Here is a 23,555-nt window from a genome sequence, read left to right as displayed (position 1 = left end):
TCAATTCACTGTACCTGTTTTAATTTACAGAAAAGCTATTATCACTTTTAACCTTATCAGGCGTATGTGGATTTCCCATCACAACTTTAGCTAATTTTTTGGAAGTCTTTACTTCAATTTTAACCAACCTGTCGCCTTTTTCCCAAACGCCGATGGTACTGTGTTTCTTTTCAACAGAACCATCCTCATAAGTTAGCGTTAAATCAATAGGCAAAGGCTTAACACTTTTATTCTCAATGCTTACTGTATATCCACCTGAAGTTTTATCTACAGCTTTAACGGCCATATCAGTAACACCACCTTCGAAAAACCAGGCTTTCCAAAACCAGTTTAAATTTTTACCACTACCCTCATTTATGCTGTTAAAGAAATCGTATGGCATTGGGTGTTTGCCATTCCAGTTTTGAATATAAGTGTGTAAAGCTTTAGTAAACAATTCATCTCCCAGATAATCTTTAACATACAAATAAGCTAACCCAGGTTTAGGATAAGAGTTGGTAAAAGAGCCTGATCCTTTTAAATCAGGTGTCAGGGTCATAATTGGCGTATCGTCTTTCCCGCCAGATGAGGACGCGGTAGGTTGTACGCCATATTCATCAAGAATAGTAGCATCAATCATTGGCGATATCAGCCACTCGCCTATTGTAGCCCAGCCCTCGTCCATCCAGCCATACTTGGTTTCGTTTATACCCATATAAAATGGAAACATGGTATGGAAAATTTCATGATCGGTTAAGGTAATGGCATCTGTACGATTATCAACCGGATTATCATTTACCATCATTGGATATTCCATCTGGTCTAAACCGTCAAATATCGTTTCATGATTATAGGGGAAAGGCCATTTCGGAAAAGTATAGCTCATCGATTCCACCGTTTTACGGGCGAAATCAATCACTTCATAATAATCTTTATGTTTTGGGTTAAAAACAGCATCCACACGGGTTCTTCTTTTCGTTTTAGGATCAACCACTAAACTGCTCGATTTCCATAAGTAATGATCACTCAAAGCAAATACAAAATCGGTTACATTTTTGGCTTCAAACTTAAAAGTGTTATAAGCATTAGGTTGCGTTACTTTTTTATCGGCTAAATCTTTATCGGTAATCACATCAATTACAGCATCGTTCTTTTCAGCAACTAACATTCTCGAAACAATATCTTTCTGGAAAACTTCCGAAGGGTTTTTCAGATCTCCTGTTGCCCAAACACCGTAACCTCCCGGTACCGTAATTGAAGCATTAAACTGGTCGAAATCATTGTAAAATTCTTCTGCGCCTGTGTAAGGAAATTTATTCCAACCATCAACATCATCGTAAACTGCTATCCGCGGAAAAAAGTAGGCTACAAAATGAGAATCCTCATCTACTTGACCTGTACGCACATGTGACCCCTTATTTAAAGTATAGCTGTAATCGATAGAAAAGCTAATGGTTTTGCCTGGCACAACTGCAGGAACGTTAACGGTCATATTTGTTCCATCAATTTTAAAATCGGTGATTGATTTTCCGTTCGCAACCATTTTTTCTATCGCAACCCCATTACCAAGATCAGACTCTGCCAGGTTTGATTTTCTTGGTGTCCCTTTTTTGTACAGATTTGGATAAAGTTTAAACCAGATTTCTTTCAAAGTATCAGGACTGTTATTGGTGTAAGTTACCTGAACCTTACCCTTTAATAATCTGCTGCCAGGATTAAAGTCTACATTCAAATCGTACTTTGAAGTATTTTGCCAATAATGCTTACCGGGTTTCCCATTCGCATTTCTGGTTTCCCTTTGATAGGTTTTCTGAAATACAGGTGCTATCGGTAAAGTAGTCTGCGCGCTGGCGTAAAATGCTACACACAATAAAAGGCTAAATATTTTTATAGATTTCATTTTTTTAGCTTAGGGCCTGGCGCAATGCGCATGGCGTTTAACAATTATCCAGTCTGCTACTTACCAAATTTCATCTTCAATTGTTCCAACATATCCGTATCGATCGGCTTTGCAGGTTTTTCTGGCTTCGGCTGAGGTTTCTGTTGAAATTGAGGCTTATTGGCAGGTGTGTTATTTTGAGGTCGTGCTGCCCTGTTCTCGTTTTTCTTCGCATTGAACTTTGCCCACTCCTCGTCTAATTTCTTTTTTGTATACAAGGGGAAATCGCCATTCTTCATCCAGGCATAATAGCTAGGCTCTACAGAAAATACCTGAGCAGTGGTTTTACCTTTGTGTTTACCAAAGTTAAAACATACCTCATTATTATCATTGTAAACCAACCGGCCAGCAAAATCTACAGGTTTATTAATGTTGGTGAAGATATGTAATGCATCGATGTCGTTTACAACCGGAATACTTTTTACGCCCTGTTTGCTTTCGAACTCGGTTTCCTTGTACATTTCTAATTGTCCAAGTAAAACTTTATAGGTTGCTATAACATCTGCTTCTGCAGCATGCGCATTAATTAAATCTTCCTGACAATAGAATTTATAAGCTGCTTTTAAGGTACGTTGCTCCATTTGGTGGAAAATATTCTGTACATCAACAAACTTGCGGTTGTTCATATCAAAATCCACCTCAGCTCTTAAAAATTCTTCTAAAAGCATAGGGATATCAAATTTGTTTGAATTGTATCCTGCCAGATCACTTTCTCCAATAAATTCAGCAATTTCTGCAGCTAAAGTTTTAAAGGTAGGCTCGTTTGCAATATCTTCATCATAAATACCGTGTATCAATGAAGTTTGCAAAGGGATTGGCATTTCCGGATTTACGCGCCAGGTTTTAACAAGTTCAGAACCATCTGGCATGGCTTTTAAAATCGCTATTTCAACGATCCTGTCAGCTCCAACATTAACTCCAGTAGCTTCTAAATCAAAAAATGCTAAAGGGCGCTTTAAATTTAATTTCATTTCTTATGATGTGAGATTGGCGACATTAGATTTGAATCGGAATGTCAAATTCTTTTTTTCAAAAATGCTAAAAAGGTTTCATTAGTTCTGTAAAACAGCTTTATTAATTATAAATTTAATTTTCAAATTATTTTAGAATGTTACTTTGTAGGGTTAAATTGCGACAATTTATACACGCTCAAATGAATAAAATATTCCCCATACTATTCCTCCTTTCTTTATCGTTAACCACTTATGCTCAAAACTTTAACTTCGGAGCAATTACCTATGATGATTACGAATTCGACAGAAAAAAATTAGACAGTAATGCAAATGCCATTGTTTTAAAAGAATTTGGTACCGCATCAATTCAACGCGACGACATTACAGGCAGTTTAGAGTTGATTTTTGAACAGCATGTAAAAATTAAAATCTACAATAAAGAAGGCTTTAAAGAAGCTAATATTGTTATTCCAACCTATAAAGATGAATCTCGCGAAGAGACGATCAGTGATTTAAAAGCTTCTACCTTTAATTATGTAGACAATAATTTTGTTGAAACCATTATGGACAGGAAGGCCATTTTCACCGAAAACCGGTCAAAATACACCCGACTGACCAAGTTTACCCTTCCGAACCTCAAAGAAGGCTCAATAATTGAATATAGTTACAGGTTAAAATCGCCCAACTTATTTAATTTCAGAACATGGGAGTTTCAAGGCGACATTCCAAAGGTGATTAGCGAGTATTTGGTTTATATTCCAGGGATTTACAACTATAACGTTTCTTTACGCGGATTTCAAAAACTGACTGATCAAAAATCAGAATTGAGCAAAGAATGTTTAAGGCTTTCAGGCGTTGCTATCGATTGCTCAAAAATCACCTACGTGATGAAAAATATTCCGGCATTTATTGAGGAAGATAACATGACTGCTCCGAGTAACTTCAAATCGGCCATCTATTTTGAGCTTTCTGATGTTCAGAATTTAAATGGTAGTAAAACGTCTTATACTAAAACTTGGAAAGATATTGATTATGAGCTGTCATCCTATAAAACACTGGGCGACCAGATGAAAAGAAAAGACGTTTTTAAAGAGCTCATTCCAGAAATCACAAAAGGAACTACTACCGATTTGGATAAAGCAAAAGCCATTTATAATTACATTAAAAAACAGATTAAGTGGAATAATTATTACGGAAAGTACGCAGAAGATAACATCAAAAAGGCATTAGAAAACCGATCAGGCAACGTAGCAGATGTTAACCTGAGCTTAATTGCAGCACTTTCTGCAGCTGGTTTAGATGCAGAGGCTGTTATCCTTTCTACCCGTGATAATGGAACAGTAAACAAGCTTTACCCGGTTATGAGTGATTTTAATTACCTGGTAGCCAAAGTAAATATTGCCGATAAAAGTTATTTATTGGATGCTACGGAACCACTTCTACCCTTTGGATTATTGCCGTTACGGTGTATTAACGATCAAGGCAGGGTAATCAACTTAAAAAAACCATCTTACTGGATCGATTTAACGGCGAGCCAGAAAGCAATCACCAGTTATATCCTTACAGGAAAAATGACTACCGATGGAAAAATTATTGGTACTTTAACCACCCATACAATGGGTTATGCGGCATATAGCAAACGTAAAGATATTCTGCGTTACAGTTCTCCGGATGAATATGTAGAAAAACTGGATGAACGGTTAACCCGAATTAAGATCCTGGATCATCAAATTTCGAACCTTGATAGTGTAGAAAATTCTTTGGTAGAGAAATACGAGGTAGAATTTACCGTAAACGATGGCACCAATAAAGACCAGTTTTATTTCAGTCCATTTTTTATCAATACCATTTCAAAAAATCCGTTTAATTTAAATGAACGTACCTACCCTGTTGATTTAGGTGCAGCATCCGATGAACGGATTATCATCAATGTGCTTTTACCAGAAAAATATCAATTGCTGGAAAAACCAAAAGACATGGCCATAGCACTACCTAATGGTGGCGGAAGGTATTTATTGCAAACGGGTTTAGATGAAAACACCATTTCAATAAGTCAGATTTTACAGTTTAACAATGCTATTTATCAGCCAGAAGAATATCTTTTCTTAAAAGAATTCTATAGCAAAATCATTCAAAACCAGAAAACAGAGTTTTTATTAAAAAAGGCGAATTAAATGAGATTCCTATTTACCGTGTTTTCCTTCCTTTTAATTTCTTTTGCTGGCTTTGCACAAGACAATTATGATGTTGATTTAATTCCATCGAACCTCCGTAACCGTGCTAACGCCTGTATCCGCAATGAGGAAATAACTGTCGACATGCGCTCACCTGATAACGTAATGCTCAATGTAAAAAAAGCGATTACCGTTTTTAACCAAAATGGAGAGGATGAGGCCCGTTTGGCCATCTATTACGATAAAAATATTTCGATTAAAAGCATAAAGGGAGAAGTTTACAATAGCGTAGGCAAACTGACGAACAAGTTTTCTCAGAATGATTTTGCTGATATGAGTGCGGCCGATGGGTTCTCCTTATTTGTTGATAGCCGCGTAAAACACTACCTGCCATCAGTAAACCAATATCCTTACACCCTGGTTTACAATTATGAAATTAGAAATAAGCAAAATCTGATTATCCCTGATTGGAACCCTAAACCAGCAGATGATGTTTCAGTGGAAAAAAGTACCTATACTTTTATTTGTAAGCCGACAGACCAGGTAAGAATTAAAACCCAGAATTATAACGGAACACCAGAAGTTTTAACTGATGAAAAGCAGAAAAAAACAATCTGGAAAGCAAATAATATCCTGGCCATTAGAACTGAACCCTATAGCCCGGCACACGAAACCTATGCCACCAACATCCAGATTGCCCCGCAAACGTTTTATTATTACAACCATAAAGGCAGTTATACCAACTGGAAAGAGCTGGGTAAATGGATTTACGATGATTTGTTAGCAGCACGCAAAGCCCTGCCACCTGCAACCATTGAAATGGTAAAAGATCTGGTAAAAAATGAAAAAACGGACAAAGATAAGGCGCGTAAAATCTATCAGTATTTACAAGATAAAACAAGGTATATCAGCGTACAGATTGGTATCGGTGGTTTTCAACCTATTGCAGCAAGTGAAATAGACCGTTTGGGCTATGGTGACTGTAAAGCTTTGGTAAATTACATGCAAAGCCTGCTCAATGCTGCAAATATAGATTCTTATTACTGTGTAGTATCAGCTGGTTCTGAAAAGAAAAGTATGGACCCAACATATGCCAGTATGGTGCAAGGCAATCATATTATCCTATGTATGCCACTAAAGGGTGATACTACCTGGTTAGAATGCACGAGCCAAAAAATCCCCTTCGGCTTTTTAAGCGATTTTACTGATGATAGATTGGTACTGGCCTGTACTGCCGATGGAGGCAAACTATTGCATACGCCAAAATTAACAACCGCCGAGAACCTGCAGATCCGTAGGGCTGACTTAATGGTTCAGTTAGACGGCAGCATATCTGGAAAAATGAATACTGTTTATTCGGGTTCACAATATGAAAATCAGGAATCTTTAATTGGGAAATCGATAACCGAACAACATAAATTATTAAAAGAAGCCTATAACATTGATAATATCGATTTCGAGGCAGTTTCCCTTGCGCAGAAAAAAGATATATCGCCGAAATTAACAGAGGAAGTAAGCATTAATATCAGAAATTATGCCCCGGTTAACGGAAATAAAATGTTTTTGCAGCTCAATGCCTTTAATCTAAAGAGATCAATTCCTGAAATAAAGAACAGAACGCTCCCTGTTTACATTAACCGCGGGTATACAGATGAAGATACCATTGTATATACCCTACCTGATAATGTAGATACCAAATTAATTATAGGACAGGATAAAACGTTTCAAAGCGATTTTGGGCAATATGCGTGTAAAATATCTGCAGAAGGCAAGAAATTAATCTACTATAGAAAGTTTATTTTAAACGATGGAATATTTCCTGCAGAAAAATATGCGGACTTCTCGAAATTTATTAACGATGTAAATTCGGCTGATTATTTAAAACTTGCCCTTAGCTTAAAGAAATAGACCACTTTTTTAATCATTAGTAAAAATCTGCGCTTCTTTTCTGCTTAATCTGTGGGAAATAAAGCGCCCTTAGCTTAAAAAAATAATCCCGAGGCCAATACCAATAATCATGATTAGGTACATCAAAATTTCTGTTGAAGCAAATCTCTTGTATTTGGTCCAGAAAGAGTAATCATTTTCTTCGTTTGGCATTTTACATTCTTTATGCAGCAAAAATAGGCAAATAGATTTAATTATCGGGCCTGTAAGTGGTAATCTCCCTGGCCATCCCCTTAAATAAAACAATATGGAATGGCCACATGGCATACCAATACATTCTACCCCATAAACCCTTTGGTCTGAAAGTAGCGATTTGTGATAAAAAAGCTTTTCCATGAAACTCTACCAGCTTTAATTCAAGCCATGCCTCACCAGGCACTTTCATTTCAGCATACAGTAACAATCTTTTACTCTTTTTATCGGCAAGCAATACACGCCAGAAATCGAGCACATCACCGGCCTGTAAATCGGTATTGCTGGTCCTGCCTCTTCTGGTACCTACCCCACCAAACATTTTATCTAAAAAGCCACGCAAATGCCACAACCAATCCATGAAATACCAACCCCTATTCCCTCCAATACTCCAGATATTTTCAAATACCTCTTCTGCTTTACGTTCGAATGGCATTTTCACTTTATATTCTAAGGTTCCATTTTGTGGCACCTTAATCTGATCCATAAAATTAGAATTTAAATAACCACGGTTCAGGGCATCTTTCCAACTCGAAACAATAGAATTCTGGTCTATCTTTTCGAAAGCTAAGTGCAAAGCTTCTGCATAACTTAAACATTTTATTGGTACAACTTCCTGGATACGGTTATCTTTACATATTACTTCATTCTTCATGCTATCTACCAAACTACGGGCTAACGAATAAGGTACAGGTGTAATCATATTCAACCATAAGGAAGATAGTCGGGGTGTTAGTACCGGAACAGTAATGATCCATCGTTTCAACCCACGTTCTTTAGCATAGCCCAAAAGCATTTGCCTGTAGGTTAGCACATCAGGTCCGCCAATATCGAATGTCTGATTAAATGCTTTCTCATGATGCAAAACACCTACCAAATAAGCCAATACATCGCGAATACCAATCGGCTGACAAAGCGTTTCAACCCATTTGGGCGTAATCATGAAAGGAATTTTTTCAGTTAAATCTCTAATAATTTCAAATGAGGCACTTCCAGAGCCGATAATAATAGCCGCTCTTAAAATGGTGCAGGCTTTTCCTGATGATTTAAGTTCTTCCTCTACCGCTAACCTTGATCCCAGATGTTTAGATAGATGTTCGTCATTTGCAATGCCAGTTAAATAAATAATCTGCCTGCAATTGGTTTTTCGTATGGCTGCCGAAAAGTTTTCGGAAGAAGCTTTCTCCATATCAGAAAAACCTGTTTGACTTGAAGACATGGAATGGACCAGGTAATATGCAGCATCAATATCCTTTGGAATTTCGTTTAAGCTTTCTGCATCCAGTAAATCACCTGTAATAACCGTCACCTGATCACTTAAATCAGAAGCTGAAACAAACCTTCGCTTATCCCTAACCATACAAACGATTTCATGCTTTTCTTCTAACAATAAAGGGATTAGTCTGGTGCCAATATAACCGTTCGCTCCGGTTAATAAAATTTTCATAATACAGGTTTAATACATAACACAAAATAAAAGCGATTGTTAGCGATATTCATTTTCAGCATTTAAATTGAAATTCCTAAAAGCTATATGCTCATACCTTAAGTCACGAGAATGTAAAACCAAATGTAATTGTAGCACTACAGATTGATTTGGGCAACATTTAAGCAAAACAACCGTATAAATAACTCAACATCAAACTAAACCATACTGAATGAAGAAATACATCCTGGACATTGCTACGATTTTTTTAGTGGGCATGAGCATTGTCGGAACAAGTTGGAAAGCGATAGATCGCCCCCAAACACAACAAGATACGATTAAAAATATAGCGGCAGACAGTCTGTACAATCAATACATCTTAAATATATACCACCAAATTCATTTAGATTCTGCCGGATTAAATGAACAGGTTTTCGAAAAGGCATTAACCGGGTTTTATAACATGAAGTATTCTGGTTTATTACATGCTAAATCTATTTTAACAATTGCTGATTTCGATCAGGAAAGCACTAAAAAACGTTTATACATTATCGATCTTGCAAGCAAAAAACTGGTATTAAATACCTGGGTAGCTCATGGGCAAAACAGTGGTGGCGATAAGCCTTCATCTTTCTCGAATAACATCAACTCAAACCAGAGTAGTTTAGGCTTCTATTTAACCGGTGAAATTTATAGTGGTAAACACGGTCGTTCGATCAAGTTGGATGGCATGGATCAAGGTTTTAACAGCAATGCCAGAGAACGATCAATTGTGGTTCATGGTGCAAGTTATGTAAGCCAGAAAAGTATAGATGAATTGGGTAGATTGGGCAGAAGCCAGGGTTGCCCCGCTGTTCCTGCCAAGCTCGCCGATCAGGTCATCAATACCATTTCAGACCGGACAGTGCTGTTTATCAATAATTCAGACCAGCAATACAATTCATCATTTTTAAATGAAACACTTGCTGCAAGTGTTATACTAAATCAGGAACAGATTTTAGCAGCTCAAATGGATTAATGGTGCTTAATATTTTTGGCATTTAGTTTTTTCGGCAGGATGCTAATGAAAAGTGATTTGCTGCCTGCAAGCAAATCCCAAACCCAACGGTTGCTGTCTACCTCTTTTTCGCCACAATCTACAACCTCGGCCCGCTTGAGCAGTTTTTTAACGAAATCCTGGATCCATCTTATTTGTACAATACGGTTAAAGTATAAACCCAGGTAATCGCAGTACACGTGTACCAGAATTTCTACAATAAGCGAAGCGTTAGAAATAACAAGTTTTTTACCGAAATGCTGTTCATAATCGGCTTTAATTGTATTTACCAAAAGCTCGAACCGCTCAAGCCTTACATCTGCTTTTCCCGCCAGATAAGCCCAAAGTTGAGCATTGCTGTACACACGGATTAACTGATGCTCGAGTCCAACTTTAATTTTATTTCCTTTCAGTTCGTAAATTTTATCCATTCATTAAAATAATTGCAGCAGTTAGATCGTGATATTATTAAATTGTTAATCAATCCGATATAAAAATTAACGATTCAAGTGATGGACAAAGTTATCTGATAATTGTTTACTAAAATGAGTATTAAAAGGCATTGTGAGTAATTTTTTTAATCTGTTGCCAATATTTTAATCATCTTTGCGCTTGAGAAGATAAGCCCATTCATGAAGATTGTAATTGCAGAAAAGCCTTCTGTTGGTCGTGAACTTGCTAAAGTTTTCGGAGCAACCACCAGAAAAGATGGATACATTGAAGGTAAAGGATATTCTTTTACCTGGGCATTTGGGCATTTATTACAATTGGCTCCTCCTCAGGATTATGGTTTTATTGGCTGGAGGAAGCAACATTTACCTATGCTTCCACAAAAGTTCAAACTGGCCGTCAGGAAAATTAAAACGAAAGATGGTTTTGTTGAAGATCCGGCCGTTCGCAAACAATTAGATACGATAAAAAAACTTTTTGATGAGGCGAGCGAAATTATTGTAGCAACGGATGCGGGGCGTGAGGGTGAATTGATTTTCAGGTACATTTATTATTACCTGAAATGCAAAAAACCATTTAAACGCCTTTGGATCTCTTCGCAAACAGATGAAGCGATAAAAGATGGATTCAGAAATTTAAAACCCGGAACAGATTACGATACTTTATTTAATTCGGCTCATTGTCGCTCTGAATCGGATTGGCTTGTGGGAATGAATGCTACACAGGCACTAAGTATTTCTGCAGGCAATAGAACAGTCCTTTCGCTGGGTCGCGTACAAACACCTACCCTCGCGATGATTTGTGCCCGTTTTTTAGAGATTAAAAATTTCGTTCCTCAAACCTATTACCAAATCAGCATTTTACTGGCTAAAGATGAACAGGTTTTTAAGGCTATCTCAACCTCGAATTATAAGGAAAAGGAAGAGGTAGAAAAGTTATTTGCACTTGTAGAGGATGTGGCCTCTGGCTTTCCAACAGGTGGAAACATTACAGCTGTAGAAGCTAAACCAAGAAAAGAACCCCCTCCACTACTGCACGACTTAAGCAGTTTGCAGCAGGAAGCCAATAAGAAAAAAGGATATACTGCTGATCAAACACTTAATATCTTGCAGAACCTGTATGAAAGCAAATTGGTTTCTTACCCGCGTACCGGATCGCGCTATATTGGCGATGATGTTTTTGCCGGCGTTCCGGATCTGATTGCAAAATTCACCGATCATGCTGATTTTGGAAAACAAGCACAGTTTCTGCAAACCATTGCTTTAAATAAACGAAGTGTTAACGCTAAAAAAGTAACCGATCACCATGCTGTTTTACCGACTGGCGAGCAGGCTTATGGATTGAGTCCGGATAAACAAGCGGTATACGATATGGTTGTTGGACGTATGATTGAGGCATTTCACCAGGAATGTATCAAAGAATTAACCAAAATAACCATTCAATCGGGAGTTACTTTTGTGGCTAATGGAACGGTAATCCGTTCTGCAGGCTGGCGGGCTGTTTTTAACGATCCTGAAGATGATAAAAAAGATGAAGACAATGCAGCATTACCAAAAGTTGCTGTTGGCGAACAATTGCCTATTACTGAAAAATCTCTTTTAGAAAAACAGACTAAACCAAAGCCAATGTATAACGAGGCTTCGTTATTAAAAGCGCTTGAAACCTGTGGCAAAGAGATTGAAGATGAAGAATTACGTTATGCCATGAAAGATAGTGGTTTAGGTACACCGGCAACACGTGCCTCCATTATAGAAACGTTAATTACCAGAGAATATATTACAAGGGAAAAGCGAAATCTCGTACCTACCAATAAAGGTTTGGCTGTTTACGAAGTGGTTAAAGATAAACAGATTGCGCAGGCAGAACTTACCGGACAATGGGAAAAAAGACTGGAAGAAATCCGTTCTGGTTCATCAGTAAAAGATTTTAAATCTGAAATTACAGAATACACTAAAACCATTACGCACGAACTATTAATTGCAGGGGCAAGTATATCGGGCAAACTCGCAGAAGAAAAGAAACTGGAAAAGGTTTAGCCTAAATGTCTATAAATTCCCAGGCGCTGTGGTAGGCATTCAGTTTTTCTGCATATTGGATAAACTCCGCATAAAAATTAGATTTCGATAAGGTAGCGCTATCGCCAATCACAACCAGCTTTTTCCTGGCCCTCGTCATGGCCACATTCATTCTCCTCGTATCTGATAAAAACCCGATACTTCCATCGCCATTACTCCTGGTCAGGCTGATATAAACCACATCACGCTCCTGCCCCTGAAAGCTATCAATGGTATTTACCGCAATTTTATGTCGATATGGAATTAAAATTTCATGTTCCTGAACCAGGGAATTTAAAATCTGAACTTGCTGTTTATAAGGCGAAACAATTGCAATGGATGGAAAGGCATCTATTGTAGAAATAGCAGATAAATTGCCAACCAGGTGTGTTAAATGTTTAACCAAAAACGCAGCTTCATCAGGATTGGTTGTACTGGTTCCATCTAACTTTTCGTCGAAACTACAACCTGCCGTATCGATAAACTGGATCGGTTCATCGCCAGCAAATAATAAATGATCGGCAACAGACTGATGGGCTTTTAATGCATTTTTGTAAAATACCTGGGATGAATAACCCATAATATCTTTATTCATCCTGTATTGTTCATTTAGCAACACAACTGATTCTGGATGAAGATTTACTGCTTTCTCTAATAAAGTATTACTTAAACCATTTCTGGCTGCTTCATTAGATTTTATAGTTGGCGAAAGTTGAAAATGGTCTCCAGCCAATATTACTTTTTGCGCCTTTAAAATTGGTATCCAGCAAGCTGGTTCTAAGGCCTGGCCAGCCTCATCAATCACAATTGTATTATATTTCAAATTTCGAACGGTATAATGGTTAGCGCCTACCAATGTGGCTGTGATAATCTGTGCTTTGGCAAACAGATTATCCATAATATACTGTTCTGTTTTTTCTACTTCTTTTCCAATTTTATGTGCTTCATCAAACAGTGCTTTGCGCTGGTCGCGTTCTGCTTTACCAAAACTCCGTTTGTATTTATGGGCCATGTTTTTATATTCACTGGCCTGTTTTTTTAAAGCTTTAATGGTTTTCATCTCCGGATGGTCGGCCATTTGATGATCCAGAGTTGCCGCAAGCAATCTTTCTGAAACCCTTGCCGGGTTGCCCACACGGATTACTTTTAACCCTTCAGCAGCTAACTTCTCCGTAAGTAAATCAACAGCGGTATTACTTGGCGCTACCACCAGGATTTTTTGATCGCTGTGTTTAATCAAAGATTTTATTGCATGAACAAGCGTCGTTGTCTTTCCGGTACCTGGCGGACCATGAACCACAGCCAGATGATCGGCTGCTATAATTTTATTCACCGCTAATTGCTGCGAGTCGTTTAGTGTATTGGGAATGATAAATTTCTCTTCTCCCTGAAATGATGGTTTTTCTCCTGCTGTTAAAATGCGGATCAGTTTATTTTCTGATTCATTTTCTGCCAGATGTGTAGCCTGTTTAAGGGCGCTCTGCATTTCGTCGTAACTGTTATTATCAAAAAGTAGATCTACGCCGAGTTTGCCATCTCTGGTCCAATCTGGTAGTTCATCAACACGGAAGCTGATTTTCATCCGGATACCACTTTGATGCGTTATAATTCCCTCTATCCGATCTTCTTTAGCATCGTGATTAGAAAATAATACCACAGCAGAACCAAAACGGAACTGATGGGAAAAATCCTGATGGGTAGTTCTTTCCAGTTCAACGGTTAAATAATCGCCACGGCCTATTTCTGTATTCCTGATTGCAATAGGATACCAGGTCAGCCCCAGGGCCCTCCTATCGGCAGCCGAAGTATTTTCAGTAAGTTTTAGGTATGATTGTAAATCTTCGTTGCGTTCGGTATCGAGCAGATCCTGAAGTTTTTTGAAATATTCTTTTGGCAAGGGTAGATGTGTTAATTGTGGAAACTCTTTAATTGTTGAATTGCTTGATTGTTAACTAAAAACTGCCAATTGTAAACTGATTAATTGTTAGATTGATAGATTGTTCAGGAACAGAAAATAGTTGTTCATGAAGTTAATTCAAACGCTTAGCGCCATACGCATGGCGCTACAGAACCAGCTCCTGGTGCAACCTCAATAAAGTCTCTTCCGCATCATCGCAAAAGCCTGGGTGTACTTTTGAGCACTGCACTACCGTACTTCTGGTTGCGGTAAGCCACCTGAACCGGGAAGCCTGGTCATATTGGCCGATGGGACCTGATCCTTTCGCAGATGTACTTATTCTCTCAAAAGCACATAAATTCTCTTTTAACTCTTCTAAATCTATCTCTGCAGAAAAAGCCTTTACTCTTTTCTCATCCAGAAAAAAAACACTTTTTAGAAATTTTTGCCTGGCGCAAAACAAAATAATTCCCACGTTAATAAACTCTTCACGTTCTACCCTTGGCATTACGCGAATCACAGCATACTCAAATAAGAATTTCCCTTGCATGCTGTGCTTCTTTTAAAAATATAGTTGAATGAGCTAATCGGGTAGTAAGAAAATGCGTATAGGCATTACGGTGCTCTGCCTTACTTTCGAAGTTCGTTTCGCCTTCCAACCAGTCATCAGGAATTAAATTAATAACCGCTTCGATCTTCTCAGCATTAAGTCGTTTACTAAATTCTTCATTTACACTTTCCAGTTCAGTAGCCCATGGCAACAATACATGGTCTTTTAACAAAAAGAAAGGTTTAATAGCCTGCTCTTCCCAATTTTGCCAGGAATGATGAAAATATAATGCAGCACCATGGTCAATTAGCCAAAGTTCCTTATGCCACACCAACATATTGGTGTTTCTGCAGGTACGGTCCATGTTGGTTAAAAAACAATCAAGCCATACAATCTGCGAGGCGAGTTTAGCGTCTACAGTAGTTACAGTCGGGTCGAACGTTATTGCACCAGATAAATAGTGCAATGCCAAATTTAAACCCACACTGGCTTTTAGCAGATCCTGAATTTCTTCATCAGGCTCTGTTCTCCCAAAAGCTTCATCTAAATTGGCAAAAACCAACTCAGGTACGCGCAAACCTAAATTACGGGCAATTTCGCCACCAATTAGTTCGGCAATTAAAGCCCGGGTACCCTGTCCTGCCCCTCTAAATTTCAGTACATATAAAAAGTTATCATCAGCCTCCGCAATGGCAGGCATAGAGCCACCCTCGCGCAAAGGTGTAACGTATCTGGTTACATTTACCGTTCTAAGTTGTAAATCGTTCATATCTGCAGATAGAATAGCCATTTATTTTATTTAGGGCACAATTCTAAACTTGCTGCAAATTTAACAGAATTCCAACAATAAATTAGTCAAAGTTTAGTCGTAAAGATCCTGGTAGGAGGTCTTCAGATCAATCGTTACAATAGACAGTCATTTTTTTGAAGCACAATACCAGTAACCATTATCAAGGGTTCAGTCCTGCTGTACATTTCAATCCTTTTGGTTAAAATCATTAAATCAGACAATTCAACAATCATCCAAATGGGATTTCCATTGCCATCAGGGCTATTGGGCACTAATAGTAGTCAAATTAAAATAATCTTGATATTGAATGATTACACAGATTCCAAATCATTTTAACCATACAAAAACATGTAACCTTACATGACCTTATATTTCTTATATGGTCAAGAATTTAATTTATTTAAATGGTCTCCGACTACCCTACCATAGGATAGAATCCATTAGCACGTTCGTCATTCCCGCGCAGGCGGGAATCTTAAAGAACTTGCATTACGATTCCCAATCAAGTTGGGAATGGCGATTCATTGATGATTATTTCCAGTATCGACAGCCACTGTCAGCTTTGTGGTCTCCGCGCTTTTCACTCTGCGTTCTCTGTGGTAAAAAACATTCCAATCTGCTCTAATCATGCCCTAAATAAGCAATCCCAGCAGGAGTTATGGCAGACGACCATTGCACCGATTCGCGGTTAATTTTAATCAGCCCCATGCTTTCCAACTCTTCATATTCTTCTTCCATGCCACCTAAAACTGAAGAACTTACCTGTTGGTTAATTACCTCTAATAGAGATATAATTTCTGATCTTTCCATAAAATAAATAATTAGCTATATTTTATTTAACATAAATGTGATTAAAATGTTCGTTGCTTAATTAAACATTTTCAAGTGTTAAAGGTTGTATTTATAATCCGATTTGATTACTATGGAAACACACCTTTATTATCTCTTTATTATGGCCTTGCCTGTAGCTTGCATTGCGTGGACAGTTACTAAAGAAGAGATTTTCAGAGAAGCACGTGAATTCTGCGTAAATCGCTCTAAAAACTGCAATCAACTGGTAAAAAGGAAATTTTTTTATGTATTTACATGTGAATACTGCTTTAGTCACTATGTAACCTTAATATTGCTCTTTATTACCAAATTCACATTGATTTATCCGGATTGGCGTGGCTATATTATTTCTTTTTTTTCGATAGTATGGATAGCAAACGTGTATATGAGCTTATACAACATTATCCGTATCGATTTGAAGAAAGAGAAAATCAAAGCTCAGAAAGAAGAAGCAACACTTAAGAATGATTGAAACCATTTGCAAATGGTAGTTGTTTTTAAGGGATAACCTGATATTATGCCATCATCAGTAATCAAATATTTTAGTTATGATAAGGCTACGGAAACCTTAAAAATCATTTTTGTAACCGGCATGGTTTATCTCTACAAGAATGTTCCCGGAAAGATTTACAAGATGTTAAAAGTATCCGGATCAAAAGGGAGATATTTTAACAGCAATATTAAAGACAAATATAAATTCCAGAAACTAGGAGAAGAATAATATGCCTGAAGGTCCATCAATCGTAATATTAAAAGATTTAATCAAGGAGCTTCATCTGGGTAGACCTGAAGTGCTGGAAGTGGCAGGTAATGTAAAAGATTTCGACAAAGATAGATTGCTCCATCAAAAAATACAGGATTTTAAAAGCTGGGGTAAACATTTTCTGATCTGTTTTAACGATTTCACCATCCGTATTCATTTTATGCTGTTTGGCAGTTATTTAATTAACGAGCGCAAAAAAACGCCATTAAAACTAGGACTGATCTTCAAAAAAGATGAATTAAATTTCTATACCTGCAAAGTTGATCTATTAGAAGGAAATGTTAAAAAACATTACAATTGGGAAAACGATGTGATGGCTGATGAATGGAGCAGTAGCGCAGCTATTAAAACATTGAAAGAAAACCCCCAGGTAACGGTTTGCGACATATTGCTCAATCAGCAAATTTTTAGTGGAGTGGGTAATATTATTAAAAATGAGGTTTTATACCGTACTCGCATACATCCCCTTACCAAAATTGAAAATTTACCACCTGCAAAATTAAAGGCATTGGTTAAGGAGGCCAGGAATTATAGTTTCGATTTTTTAAAATGGAAAAAGGAAAATACATTAAGTAAACATTGGGAGATATACAATCAGAAGGAGTGTCCGCTTAAACACAAAATAGAGAAAAAGGAACTTGGCAAAACACATCGTCAGACTTACTTTTGCGAAAAATGCCAAAAACTATACCTCTAGCTAAAAAATATTCTTTAGCTTAATTTTTTTAGCAAAAAACATAAAATACTAAATATTAAGCACTTAAATTATAGTAAAACCTTTTACGTTACATCCAACTATAATCTTAAAGTAAAAGAAATATTAAATTTTAGGAATTTTCAAAAGTAGCCTTATATTTGTCCTCGAGAGCGTTAATTTAGATACGGGTATATGGCTTAGGCTGTATGCCCGTTTTTTGTTTTAGCTGTTGATGCATGTGCGATCACTTGATCTAAAGAGATTCTCAACCATGGTGTATAGGCATTTGGATTAACCTCAATATCCTTTGTTAAAGTTTCCAAATCCACATACTTAAAGGATACTACTTCATCCAGATTTATAACGGGTAATTTATCGCTCATGCCAAAAAAAACATGGTCTATCTCATGTTCCGTTAAGCCATTTTCAAATATTGCTTTATAAGTAAATTTAAACAAAAAGCTTAATTCGCAATCGATCCCCATTTCTTCCATCAACCTCCTCTTAGCCGCGCGGATATTACTTTCTCCAATCCGCTGATGACTGCAGCAGGTGTTCGTCCATAAACCCATCGAATGGTATTTGTGCAGTGCTCTTTGCTGCAGCAGCAGTTCGCATTTAGAATTAAAAATAAAAACAGAAAAAGCACGGTGTAACATACCTTTTTCATGCGCTTCCATCTTACCCATCTGCCCTCTAGGCACATCATCAAGGTCAACCAGAATAACTTGCTCTTCCATTTAAATTACATTTAACTTATTACGGATAATCGAATCAAACATCAAACCAACCTTATGGGTGTTCGAAATCCTGATCCGTTCAGTCATGATTTTTTCAGCACTTAAGCGCTTTATCTTTGCAAATAGTTTTTTATAATAAATGTACGACAAATATACGCCATTTCTGGAAGCAGCAGGTAATAGCTTAATACCAGTTAGTGCCATCGCAAATTCTGTTTCAATTTCTTCTTCGATTTCTCTTTTTTGATTATCACAAAATGCTGCCAAATTAACATTAGGAAAATAATTCCGGCTAAGTGTTTGATGATCAGCTTTAACATCCCTTAAAAAATTAACCTTCTGAAATGCAGAACCTAATTTCATGGCATAAGGTTTCAACTGTTCATAACCTACATCGCTACCATGGGTAAAAACTTTTAGGCACATCAAGCCTACTACTTCTGCAGAACCTAAAATGTATTCGTTGTAAAGTTCAGGAGTATATTTCTGTGTGGAAAGATCCATTTCCATACTTCTTAGAAAAAGAACAATCAATTCCATATCTATCTGGTATTGATTCACAACCTTTTGAAATGAATTTAAGATAGGGTTTAAACTTATGCCCAGGTTAATGGCTTCAAAAGTATCCTCCTTAAATTTTGCTAATAAAAATTTCTTGTCATAATGATGAAAGCTATCTACAATTTCATCTGCTAAACGTACAAAGCCGTAAATAGCATGTATGGGTTGGCGTAGTTCTTTACCAAGAAAATAAATTCCAAACGAAAAGCTCGTACTATATGATTTAGTGGTAAGCCTGCTACAATCGGCAGATAGTTGATCAAAAATTTCTTTCATGTAAAACAGGGTATTCTATTGTTTTTTCAAATTTATCAAGCGTTTTAATCCAGTTGATGTGATCGATATGGTTTAATTTACCGATAACCTCACTATTTCCAGCAAGGTGGATTTTAGTGGCTGAGCATATTTCAGACAATTGATCGATATATTGTTGTGCTGCAGACGCTAATTGGGATTTTATTATAAAAAGCAGAACATTGCTAACATTTAAGGTTGAAAATATTCGGTTAATCGAATCCAGCGGGACTTTGCTACCTAAAAAAATAACCTGATGACCCTGCATTCGCAGCATATAATTGGCAAAAAGCAACCCAATATCATGATCTTCGTCTTCCGGTAAAAAAAGCAGCCAGCACTGACCTGATTGATTAGTTAAAGGAATATTATTAATATGGGAAAATATTTTTTGACGGATAATATTTGATAAAAAATGCTCGTGTGCAGGACAAATATCGTCTTTTCGCCACATTAAACCCAGGCGTAATAGCAAAGGATATATTATTTTCCGATAACAGTCAGAAAGGCCAAATTGATCGATGCATTGATCAATTAAATGATTAAAAGAGGATTCGTCAAAAGCCAAACCATACTTTATAAGTTGATAAATATAATAATCATCTTGTTTATCATCAGCAAGACGAGAAAATTGTTGGTCTAGAAGTTCATCAATCTGTTCATCTGAGAGACTGCAGATTTTAGAAATTTTTAATCCGCTTTTATTTAAGGTTACAATGTTTAATAGTTTTACAAGCTGCTGATCATCATATAAACGCGTATTGCCTTCAGATCGCGACGGACTCAACGCATTATAACGTTGCTCCCAGATCCTGATGGTGTGAGAGTGGACGCCCGAAAGCTGTTCAAGATCTGCAATTGAGTAAGTCATTATTTTGTTTAAATATATTCAATAAAACTTAAACAAAAAAGAGAAGGAAAAGTTTTTTACCAAGAGCCTGTTTAAAAATTAAATAAAAATATTTCCTTTGCCAGTCTGAGCGGATAAAAGACCATTTCAGCGCATTAATAAAAGCAAGACCATTCGCTACGATTGACGTTATTTTATAAATTATATTAATCAGCATTTTAACTAATTTCGCATTTCCATGCAGCTAGGCCATAGCACAGTATCCCCGTTCTACTTAAATCCGGCCTAACAAATTTTTCGGGCTGCACTGTTCTTGCTACAGAAGTGCCTTTAAAAGAAAAATTTTCAGCCGGCATTTTTTGTTTCTTTTTGATGCCAAAAAGAAAGAGCCCTTCGGCGGCGGCGAGCCGAGGCAGGACTGCGCGTAGGACAAGAGAAAAAATAATTGTAAATCATTCATATTGATTTTAAACAATTAATTAACCCTGAGTGTGACAGCAATAGGCAATGTAATACTCTATAAGTTTAAATATCCTCTAAACATGCAGTAAATTTATTTAAGAGAATACAGAAAGACTTGACCCATGGCGCTGAGCTAAATGGTTAAAACACTTTGATTCTATAAGGTGTATAAAAAAACAAGTTTCCTTAAATTTTATCACGTTAGACTCAGGTTATACCCCTGCTAAAAGAAATATTGAAACGAACCAGATGGCATTAAGACACACCTTGGACAGCATGATCATTTAAATGAATAATCAGAAGGCCAGAAAACAGTAAGTTAAAATAGCTTTTCGGTAAGTAACACACCTTTTTCACCGTTACCAGTTTCTATGGTATGAACATTTTTATAAGATTGGCTGAATAAATCGTAGCCATGTTCTCTCTGTTTAATAGCTACTGTACTCAACGGATAATTTAAATTTGTTTGCATACATTGCAAACTACCATTGGCCAGCAAAAGAAAATCACAGTCGTAACCTTGTTCCTGCAGTTCGATAACCTTTTTTGTGATAGATACGTTTAATCTATTGAGGTTGCGGATTCTATTTTCCATGTGATATTGTTTTAATAATTAAGGATAACTATTCTGTTATTAAATATATCTATAAATTAATACGTTTCAAAATACAATATATTATGATACAAGTAATTAAATATTTTTTTATTGAATTTCGACTTTTATTTTTGTACTATTATCTTCCTGCAAGCGTTTAGCTTCAACATTTTCCCTAATTCTACCTGTTGCCCGTTAAACAAATATTTCGAAGTAATATGGTTATACGATGAATAAGGAACTGTTTTACTAATTTTAATTAAAATTATTAAAACATACATCATCTCAAAAAAAAGCTATTTTTCCTTGCCGAATACATAAAAACACATTGTAAACATGTTTTTTTTTCGTTTTACTGCTCGAAATTGTAATTTGCATCAACTAAACTATAAGAAATGTCGATAAGTTGTATTGCTATTGATGACGATCCTCATTCGCTAGAGAGCTTGACGGCATATATGGAAAAGCTGCCTGATTTAGAGCTTATCAAAATTTTCACTGAACCGCTCCAGGCCCTGACAGAGATATCGGCGTCTAATCCTGTTGATATTATCTTTATGGATATCGAAATGCCCTCATTATCCGGAATCGAACTTGCAAGCTTGTTAAGGCAAAAAACCACATACCTCGTTTTTACTACTGCGCACCCAAGGTATGCCATTGATGCCTTTAAAGTAGAGGCGGATGCCTATTTGCTTAAGCCCTACTCTATTTTACATTTAGCCAAAACGATAAATAACCTTTACCCAACAGGAAAAAAAGCACAACATCCTTTTTCCATTTTAGACGATCATTTCTTTTATATCCCTTTGCATGGAGAAAACGGCGACCTGGTAAGAATAGACCTGAATGAGTTAATTGCTATTGAAGAAATAGGAGACGATATCCAGTTTAAAACCACAAAAAATGCTTTTTTGAGTTCGAAATCTAATTTTACCAAGACCTTGAAAATGCTAAAAGAGCATTCCGCATTTATTCAGATTACCCCTTCTGTCGTGATTGCAAAACAGCATATCAAAAGTGTACTTAACAATAAAATACTGCTCTCGGGCGAAATATCTTTTACCATTTCAGACATCTTTATAGAACTTTTCGCGAATTTTATCAAAAACAATTTGCCACAAGAAAAACCCCGTCCTGATGACATTATATAGTCTTTAATCGCCCATCTTCAGCATTGCCAATTCATTTTAATACATATTCAAAACATTACGTCCAAAACTTTGTATTAGGATAATCTATTTATTGTTTAATTGATTATCTGTTTTGAAAAGAGTGCTGATTGTGGATGATGATCCAGATGTGTTAGAAGTTTTCCAGGAAGTATTAGAAACCGAACATTATAAAGTTTATCCACTACTTTCCCCACGGTATATTTTTAAAACGATAAGAGATTTTAGACCCGATCTGATCATTTTGGATATCATGTTAAATGGAATGGATGGCCGTGCCGTATTTAAAGAGTTAAAGTTAAATACCGAAACAGCGCATATACCAATTATAATGGCATCGGCGAGATATGATGAAAACTACATCACATCACAAAAATACCAACCCGATGATTATTTAGAAAAACCTTTTAATATAGCAGACCTACTCAGAAAAGTAGTTGCTTTAACCGAAAATTAAAAAATCAGATATGAAATTAAAACTACTAACACCGCTTCTATTGCTGGCTACCATGGTATCAACCAAAGTAATGGCACAAAACAGGCCTGACAAACTCTATTCAATGAGTGGAATTGGTTTTGCACTCCCCATGGGTGAAACTTCCGATTATTTTAAGCCTAAATTTTCAACATCATTAGGTTTAAACCTGGGCTTAGGAGATGGCGGTTTATTCCTTTACCCTAAAGTAAGTTTACATGCCTTTACTTTTAATCAGATTACGCCAGATGCAGGATATACCTATACCCTTCAAAAAGGAAGAGCTACCACCTATTTATTAAATGTGGCATTGGGTTACCGTAAAATTGTAAATAAATGGGCCTTTTATGGTTTTGCTGGTGCAGGTGGTGGAATTATCCTTACCCCACAGGCAGCGGTTAATGCATCAACTTTGCAGGTTACGCAAGATAATAAATCAAATGGTTTAGGCATTGCCGAAGGTGGTGGCGGAATTGAATACAATATTGGTGGCGCTAATTTGTTTGTAGAGGCCAGTTACATGTATGGCTTTAGTAAGATCCAGAACAGGGCTTTTAATACTGTGCCAATCTCTGTAGGCATTAAACCTAATTTAAGTAAACTGCTCAATAAACTTAAATAACAGCTACATACAAAATACGGGAGCGGTTACGTTAAATATGTAACCGCTTTTTTTGTGCTAAAGAAATAATCAAAATTATTTTTATACTAATTATTTTAGCATAGAT

The 23,555-nt window shown here is 36.7% G+C and carries 22 protein-coding genes; 10 read left to right on the top strand and 12 right to left on the bottom strand.

What is annotated here, in order from left to right:
* Positions 1-19: 19 nt before the first annotated feature.
* Both KYH19_RS07075 and KYH19_RS07070 read right to left on the bottom strand, forming a co-directional pair.
* Positions 20-1,879: a M1 family metallopeptidase gene (locus KYH19_RS07075; RefSeq protein ID WP_219078124.1), complete on the bottom strand. Its 1,860-nt coding sequence runs from the start codon at positions 1,877-1,879 to the stop codon at positions 20-22.
* 56 nt (positions 1,880-1,935) lie between these two features.
* Complete coding sequence (locus KYH19_RS07070; RefSeq protein ID WP_219078123.1) at positions 1,936-2,889, bottom strand: 3'-5' exonuclease; 954 nt, start codon at positions 2,887-2,889, stop codon at positions 1,936-1,938.
* A 182-nt stretch (positions 2,890-3,071) separates the two neighbouring features.
* On the opposite strand from KYH19_RS07070, the gene KYH19_RS07065 reads away from it, so the two are divergent.
* A complete protein-coding gene (locus tag KYH19_RS07065) occupies positions 3,072-5,045 on the top strand; it encodes a DUF3857 domain-containing protein (RefSeq protein ID WP_219078122.1) in 1,974 nt (657 codons plus the stop codon).
* Positions 5,046-6,953 carry a DUF3857 domain-containing transglutaminase family protein gene (locus tag KYH19_RS07060; RefSeq protein WP_219078121.1) on the top strand — a complete coding sequence of 636 codons (1,908 nt, stop codon included), beginning with the start codon at positions 5,046-5,048 and terminating at the stop codon, positions 6,951-6,953.
* 229 nt (positions 6,954-7,182) lie between these two features.
* Here the strand turns inward: KYH19_RS07060 and KYH19_RS07055 are convergent, their stop codons facing one another.
* Positions 7,183-8,631, bottom strand: a complete 1,449-nt coding sequence (locus KYH19_RS07055) for an SDR family oxidoreductase (RefSeq protein WP_219078120.1) — start codon at positions 8,629-8,631, stop codon at positions 7,183-7,185.
* A gap of 211 nt (positions 8,632-8,842) precedes the next feature.
* On the opposite strand from KYH19_RS07055, the gene KYH19_RS07050 reads away from it, so the two are divergent.
* Complete coding sequence (locus tag KYH19_RS07050; protein ID WP_219078119.1) at positions 8,843-9,628, top strand: murein L,D-transpeptidase catalytic domain family protein; 786 nt, start codon at positions 8,843-8,845, stop codon at positions 9,626-9,628.
* On the opposite strand, the gene KYH19_RS07045 is transcribed toward KYH19_RS07050, so the two are convergent.
* The gene (locus KYH19_RS07045; protein ID WP_219078118.1) at positions 9,625-10,077 is read right to left on the bottom strand and encodes a hypothetical protein; all 453 of its coding nucleotides are present in this window, start codon (positions 10,075-10,077) and stop codon (positions 9,625-9,627) included. The genes KYH19_RS07050 and KYH19_RS07045 overlap by 4 nt on opposite strands.
* Before the next feature lie 201 nt (positions 10,078-10,278).
* On the opposite strand from KYH19_RS07045, the gene KYH19_RS07040 reads away from it, so the two are divergent.
* Positions 10,279-12,132: a DNA topoisomerase 3 gene (locus KYH19_RS07040; protein ID WP_121283323.1), complete on the top strand. Its 1,854-nt coding sequence runs from the start codon at positions 10,279-10,281 to the stop codon at positions 12,130-12,132.
* 1 nt (position 12,133) lies between these two features.
* Here KYH19_RS07040 and KYH19_RS07035 read toward each other — a convergent pair whose 3' ends face one another.
* The 4 genes from KYH19_RS07035 to KYH19_RS07020 form a co-directional block, all read right to left on the bottom strand.
* Positions 12,134-14,047, bottom strand: a complete 1,914-nt coding sequence (locus KYH19_RS07035; protein WP_219078117.1) for an AAA domain-containing protein — start codon at positions 14,045-14,047, stop codon at positions 12,134-12,136.
* Positions 14,048-14,213: 166 nt separating this feature from the next.
* On the bottom strand, positions 14,214-14,597 hold the full coding sequence (locus KYH19_RS07030) for a DUF3037 domain-containing protein (protein WP_121283321.1): 384 nt from the start codon (positions 14,595-14,597) through the stop codon (positions 14,214-14,216).
* The gene (locus tag KYH19_RS07025) at positions 14,575-15,387 is read right to left on the bottom strand and encodes a HipA family kinase (protein ID WP_370630294.1); all 813 of its coding nucleotides are present in this window, start codon (positions 15,385-15,387) and stop codon (positions 14,575-14,577) included. Before KYH19_RS07025 ends, KYH19_RS07030 begins: the two co-directional genes overlap by 23 nt.
* Positions 15,388-16,008: 621 nt before the next feature.
* Complete coding sequence (locus tag KYH19_RS07020) at positions 16,009-16,197, bottom strand: hypothetical protein (RefSeq protein ID WP_090987306.1); 189 nt, start codon at positions 16,195-16,197, stop codon at positions 16,009-16,011.
* A 112-nt stretch (positions 16,198-16,309) separates the two neighbouring features.
* Here KYH19_RS07020 and KYH19_RS07015 point away from each other — a divergent pair, with 112 nt between their 5' ends.
* Genes KYH19_RS07015 through KYH19_RS07005 form a run of 3 tightly spaced genes read left to right on the top strand, consistent with a single transcriptional unit; the run spans position 16,310 to position 17,678 of the window.
* Positions 16,310-16,690, top strand: a complete 381-nt coding sequence (locus KYH19_RS07015; RefSeq protein ID WP_193424379.1) for a hypothetical protein — start codon at positions 16,310-16,312, stop codon at positions 16,688-16,690.
* 45 nt (positions 16,691-16,735) lie between these two features.
* Complete coding sequence (locus KYH19_RS07010) at positions 16,736-16,939, top strand: KTSC domain-containing protein (RefSeq protein ID WP_219078116.1); 204 nt, start codon at positions 16,736-16,738, stop codon at positions 16,937-16,939.
* A 1-nt stretch (position 16,940) separates the two neighbouring features.
* Positions 16,941-17,678, top strand: coding sequence for a DNA-formamidopyrimidine glycosylase family protein (locus KYH19_RS07005; RefSeq protein WP_219078115.1), 738 nt, complete (start codon positions 16,941-16,943; stop codon positions 17,676-17,678).
* A gap of 197 nt (positions 17,679-17,875) precedes the next feature.
* Here KYH19_RS07005 and idi read toward each other — a convergent pair whose 3' ends face one another.
* From idi to KYH19_RS06985, 4 genes are all read right to left on the bottom strand, one after another.
* Positions 17,876-18,418 carry an isopentenyl-diphosphate Delta-isomerase gene (idi, locus tag KYH19_RS07000; protein ID WP_219078114.1) on the bottom strand — a complete coding sequence of 181 codons (543 nt, stop codon included), beginning with the start codon at positions 18,416-18,418 and terminating at the stop codon, positions 17,876-17,878.
* Entirely contained in the window at positions 18,419-19,255 is an 837-nt protein-coding gene (locus tag KYH19_RS06995) for a phytoene/squalene synthase family protein (RefSeq protein ID WP_193424385.1), read from the bottom strand.
* Positions 19,239-20,144, bottom strand: a complete 906-nt coding sequence (locus KYH19_RS06990) for a MerR family transcriptional regulator (RefSeq protein ID WP_219078113.1) — start codon at positions 20,142-20,144, stop codon at positions 19,239-19,241. Before KYH19_RS06990 ends, KYH19_RS06995 begins: the two co-directional genes overlap by 17 nt.
* Positions 20,145-20,904: 760 nt before the next feature.
* The gene (locus KYH19_RS06985; protein ID WP_219078112.1) at positions 20,905-21,180 is read right to left on the bottom strand and encodes a hypothetical protein; all 276 of its coding nucleotides are present in this window, start codon (positions 21,178-21,180) and stop codon (positions 20,905-20,907) included.
* 395 nt (positions 21,181-21,575) lie between these two features.
* Here KYH19_RS06985 and KYH19_RS06980 point away from each other — a divergent pair, with 395 nt between their 5' ends.
* The 3 genes from KYH19_RS06980 (at position 21,576) to KYH19_RS06970 (ending at position 23,449) form a co-directional block, all read left to right on the top strand.
* On the top strand, positions 21,576-22,334 hold the full coding sequence (locus KYH19_RS06980) for a LytTR family DNA-binding domain-containing protein (RefSeq protein ID WP_219078111.1): 759 nt from the start codon (positions 21,576-21,578) through the stop codon (positions 22,332-22,334).
* Between the two features lie 121 nt (positions 22,335-22,455).
* Positions 22,456-22,809 (top strand): PleD family two-component system response regulator, encoded by a 354-nt coding sequence (locus tag KYH19_RS06975; RefSeq protein WP_255562634.1) that lies wholly within the window; start codon positions 22,456-22,458, stop codon positions 22,807-22,809.
* Between the two features lie 10 nt (positions 22,810-22,819).
* Complete coding sequence (locus tag KYH19_RS06970) at positions 22,820-23,449, top strand: hypothetical protein (RefSeq protein ID WP_219078109.1); 630 nt, start codon at positions 22,820-22,822, stop codon at positions 23,447-23,449.
* The last annotated feature ends 106 nt before the right edge of the window (positions 23,450-23,555 follow it).

It is taken from the genome of Pedobacter sp. D749 (assembly GCF_019317285.1).
Lineage (GTDB): Bacteria > Bacteroidota > Bacteroidia > Sphingobacteriales > Sphingobacteriaceae > Pedobacter.
Note: the sequence above shows the minus strand (reverse complement) of the source record. Positions and strands in the feature narration are given on the sequence as shown.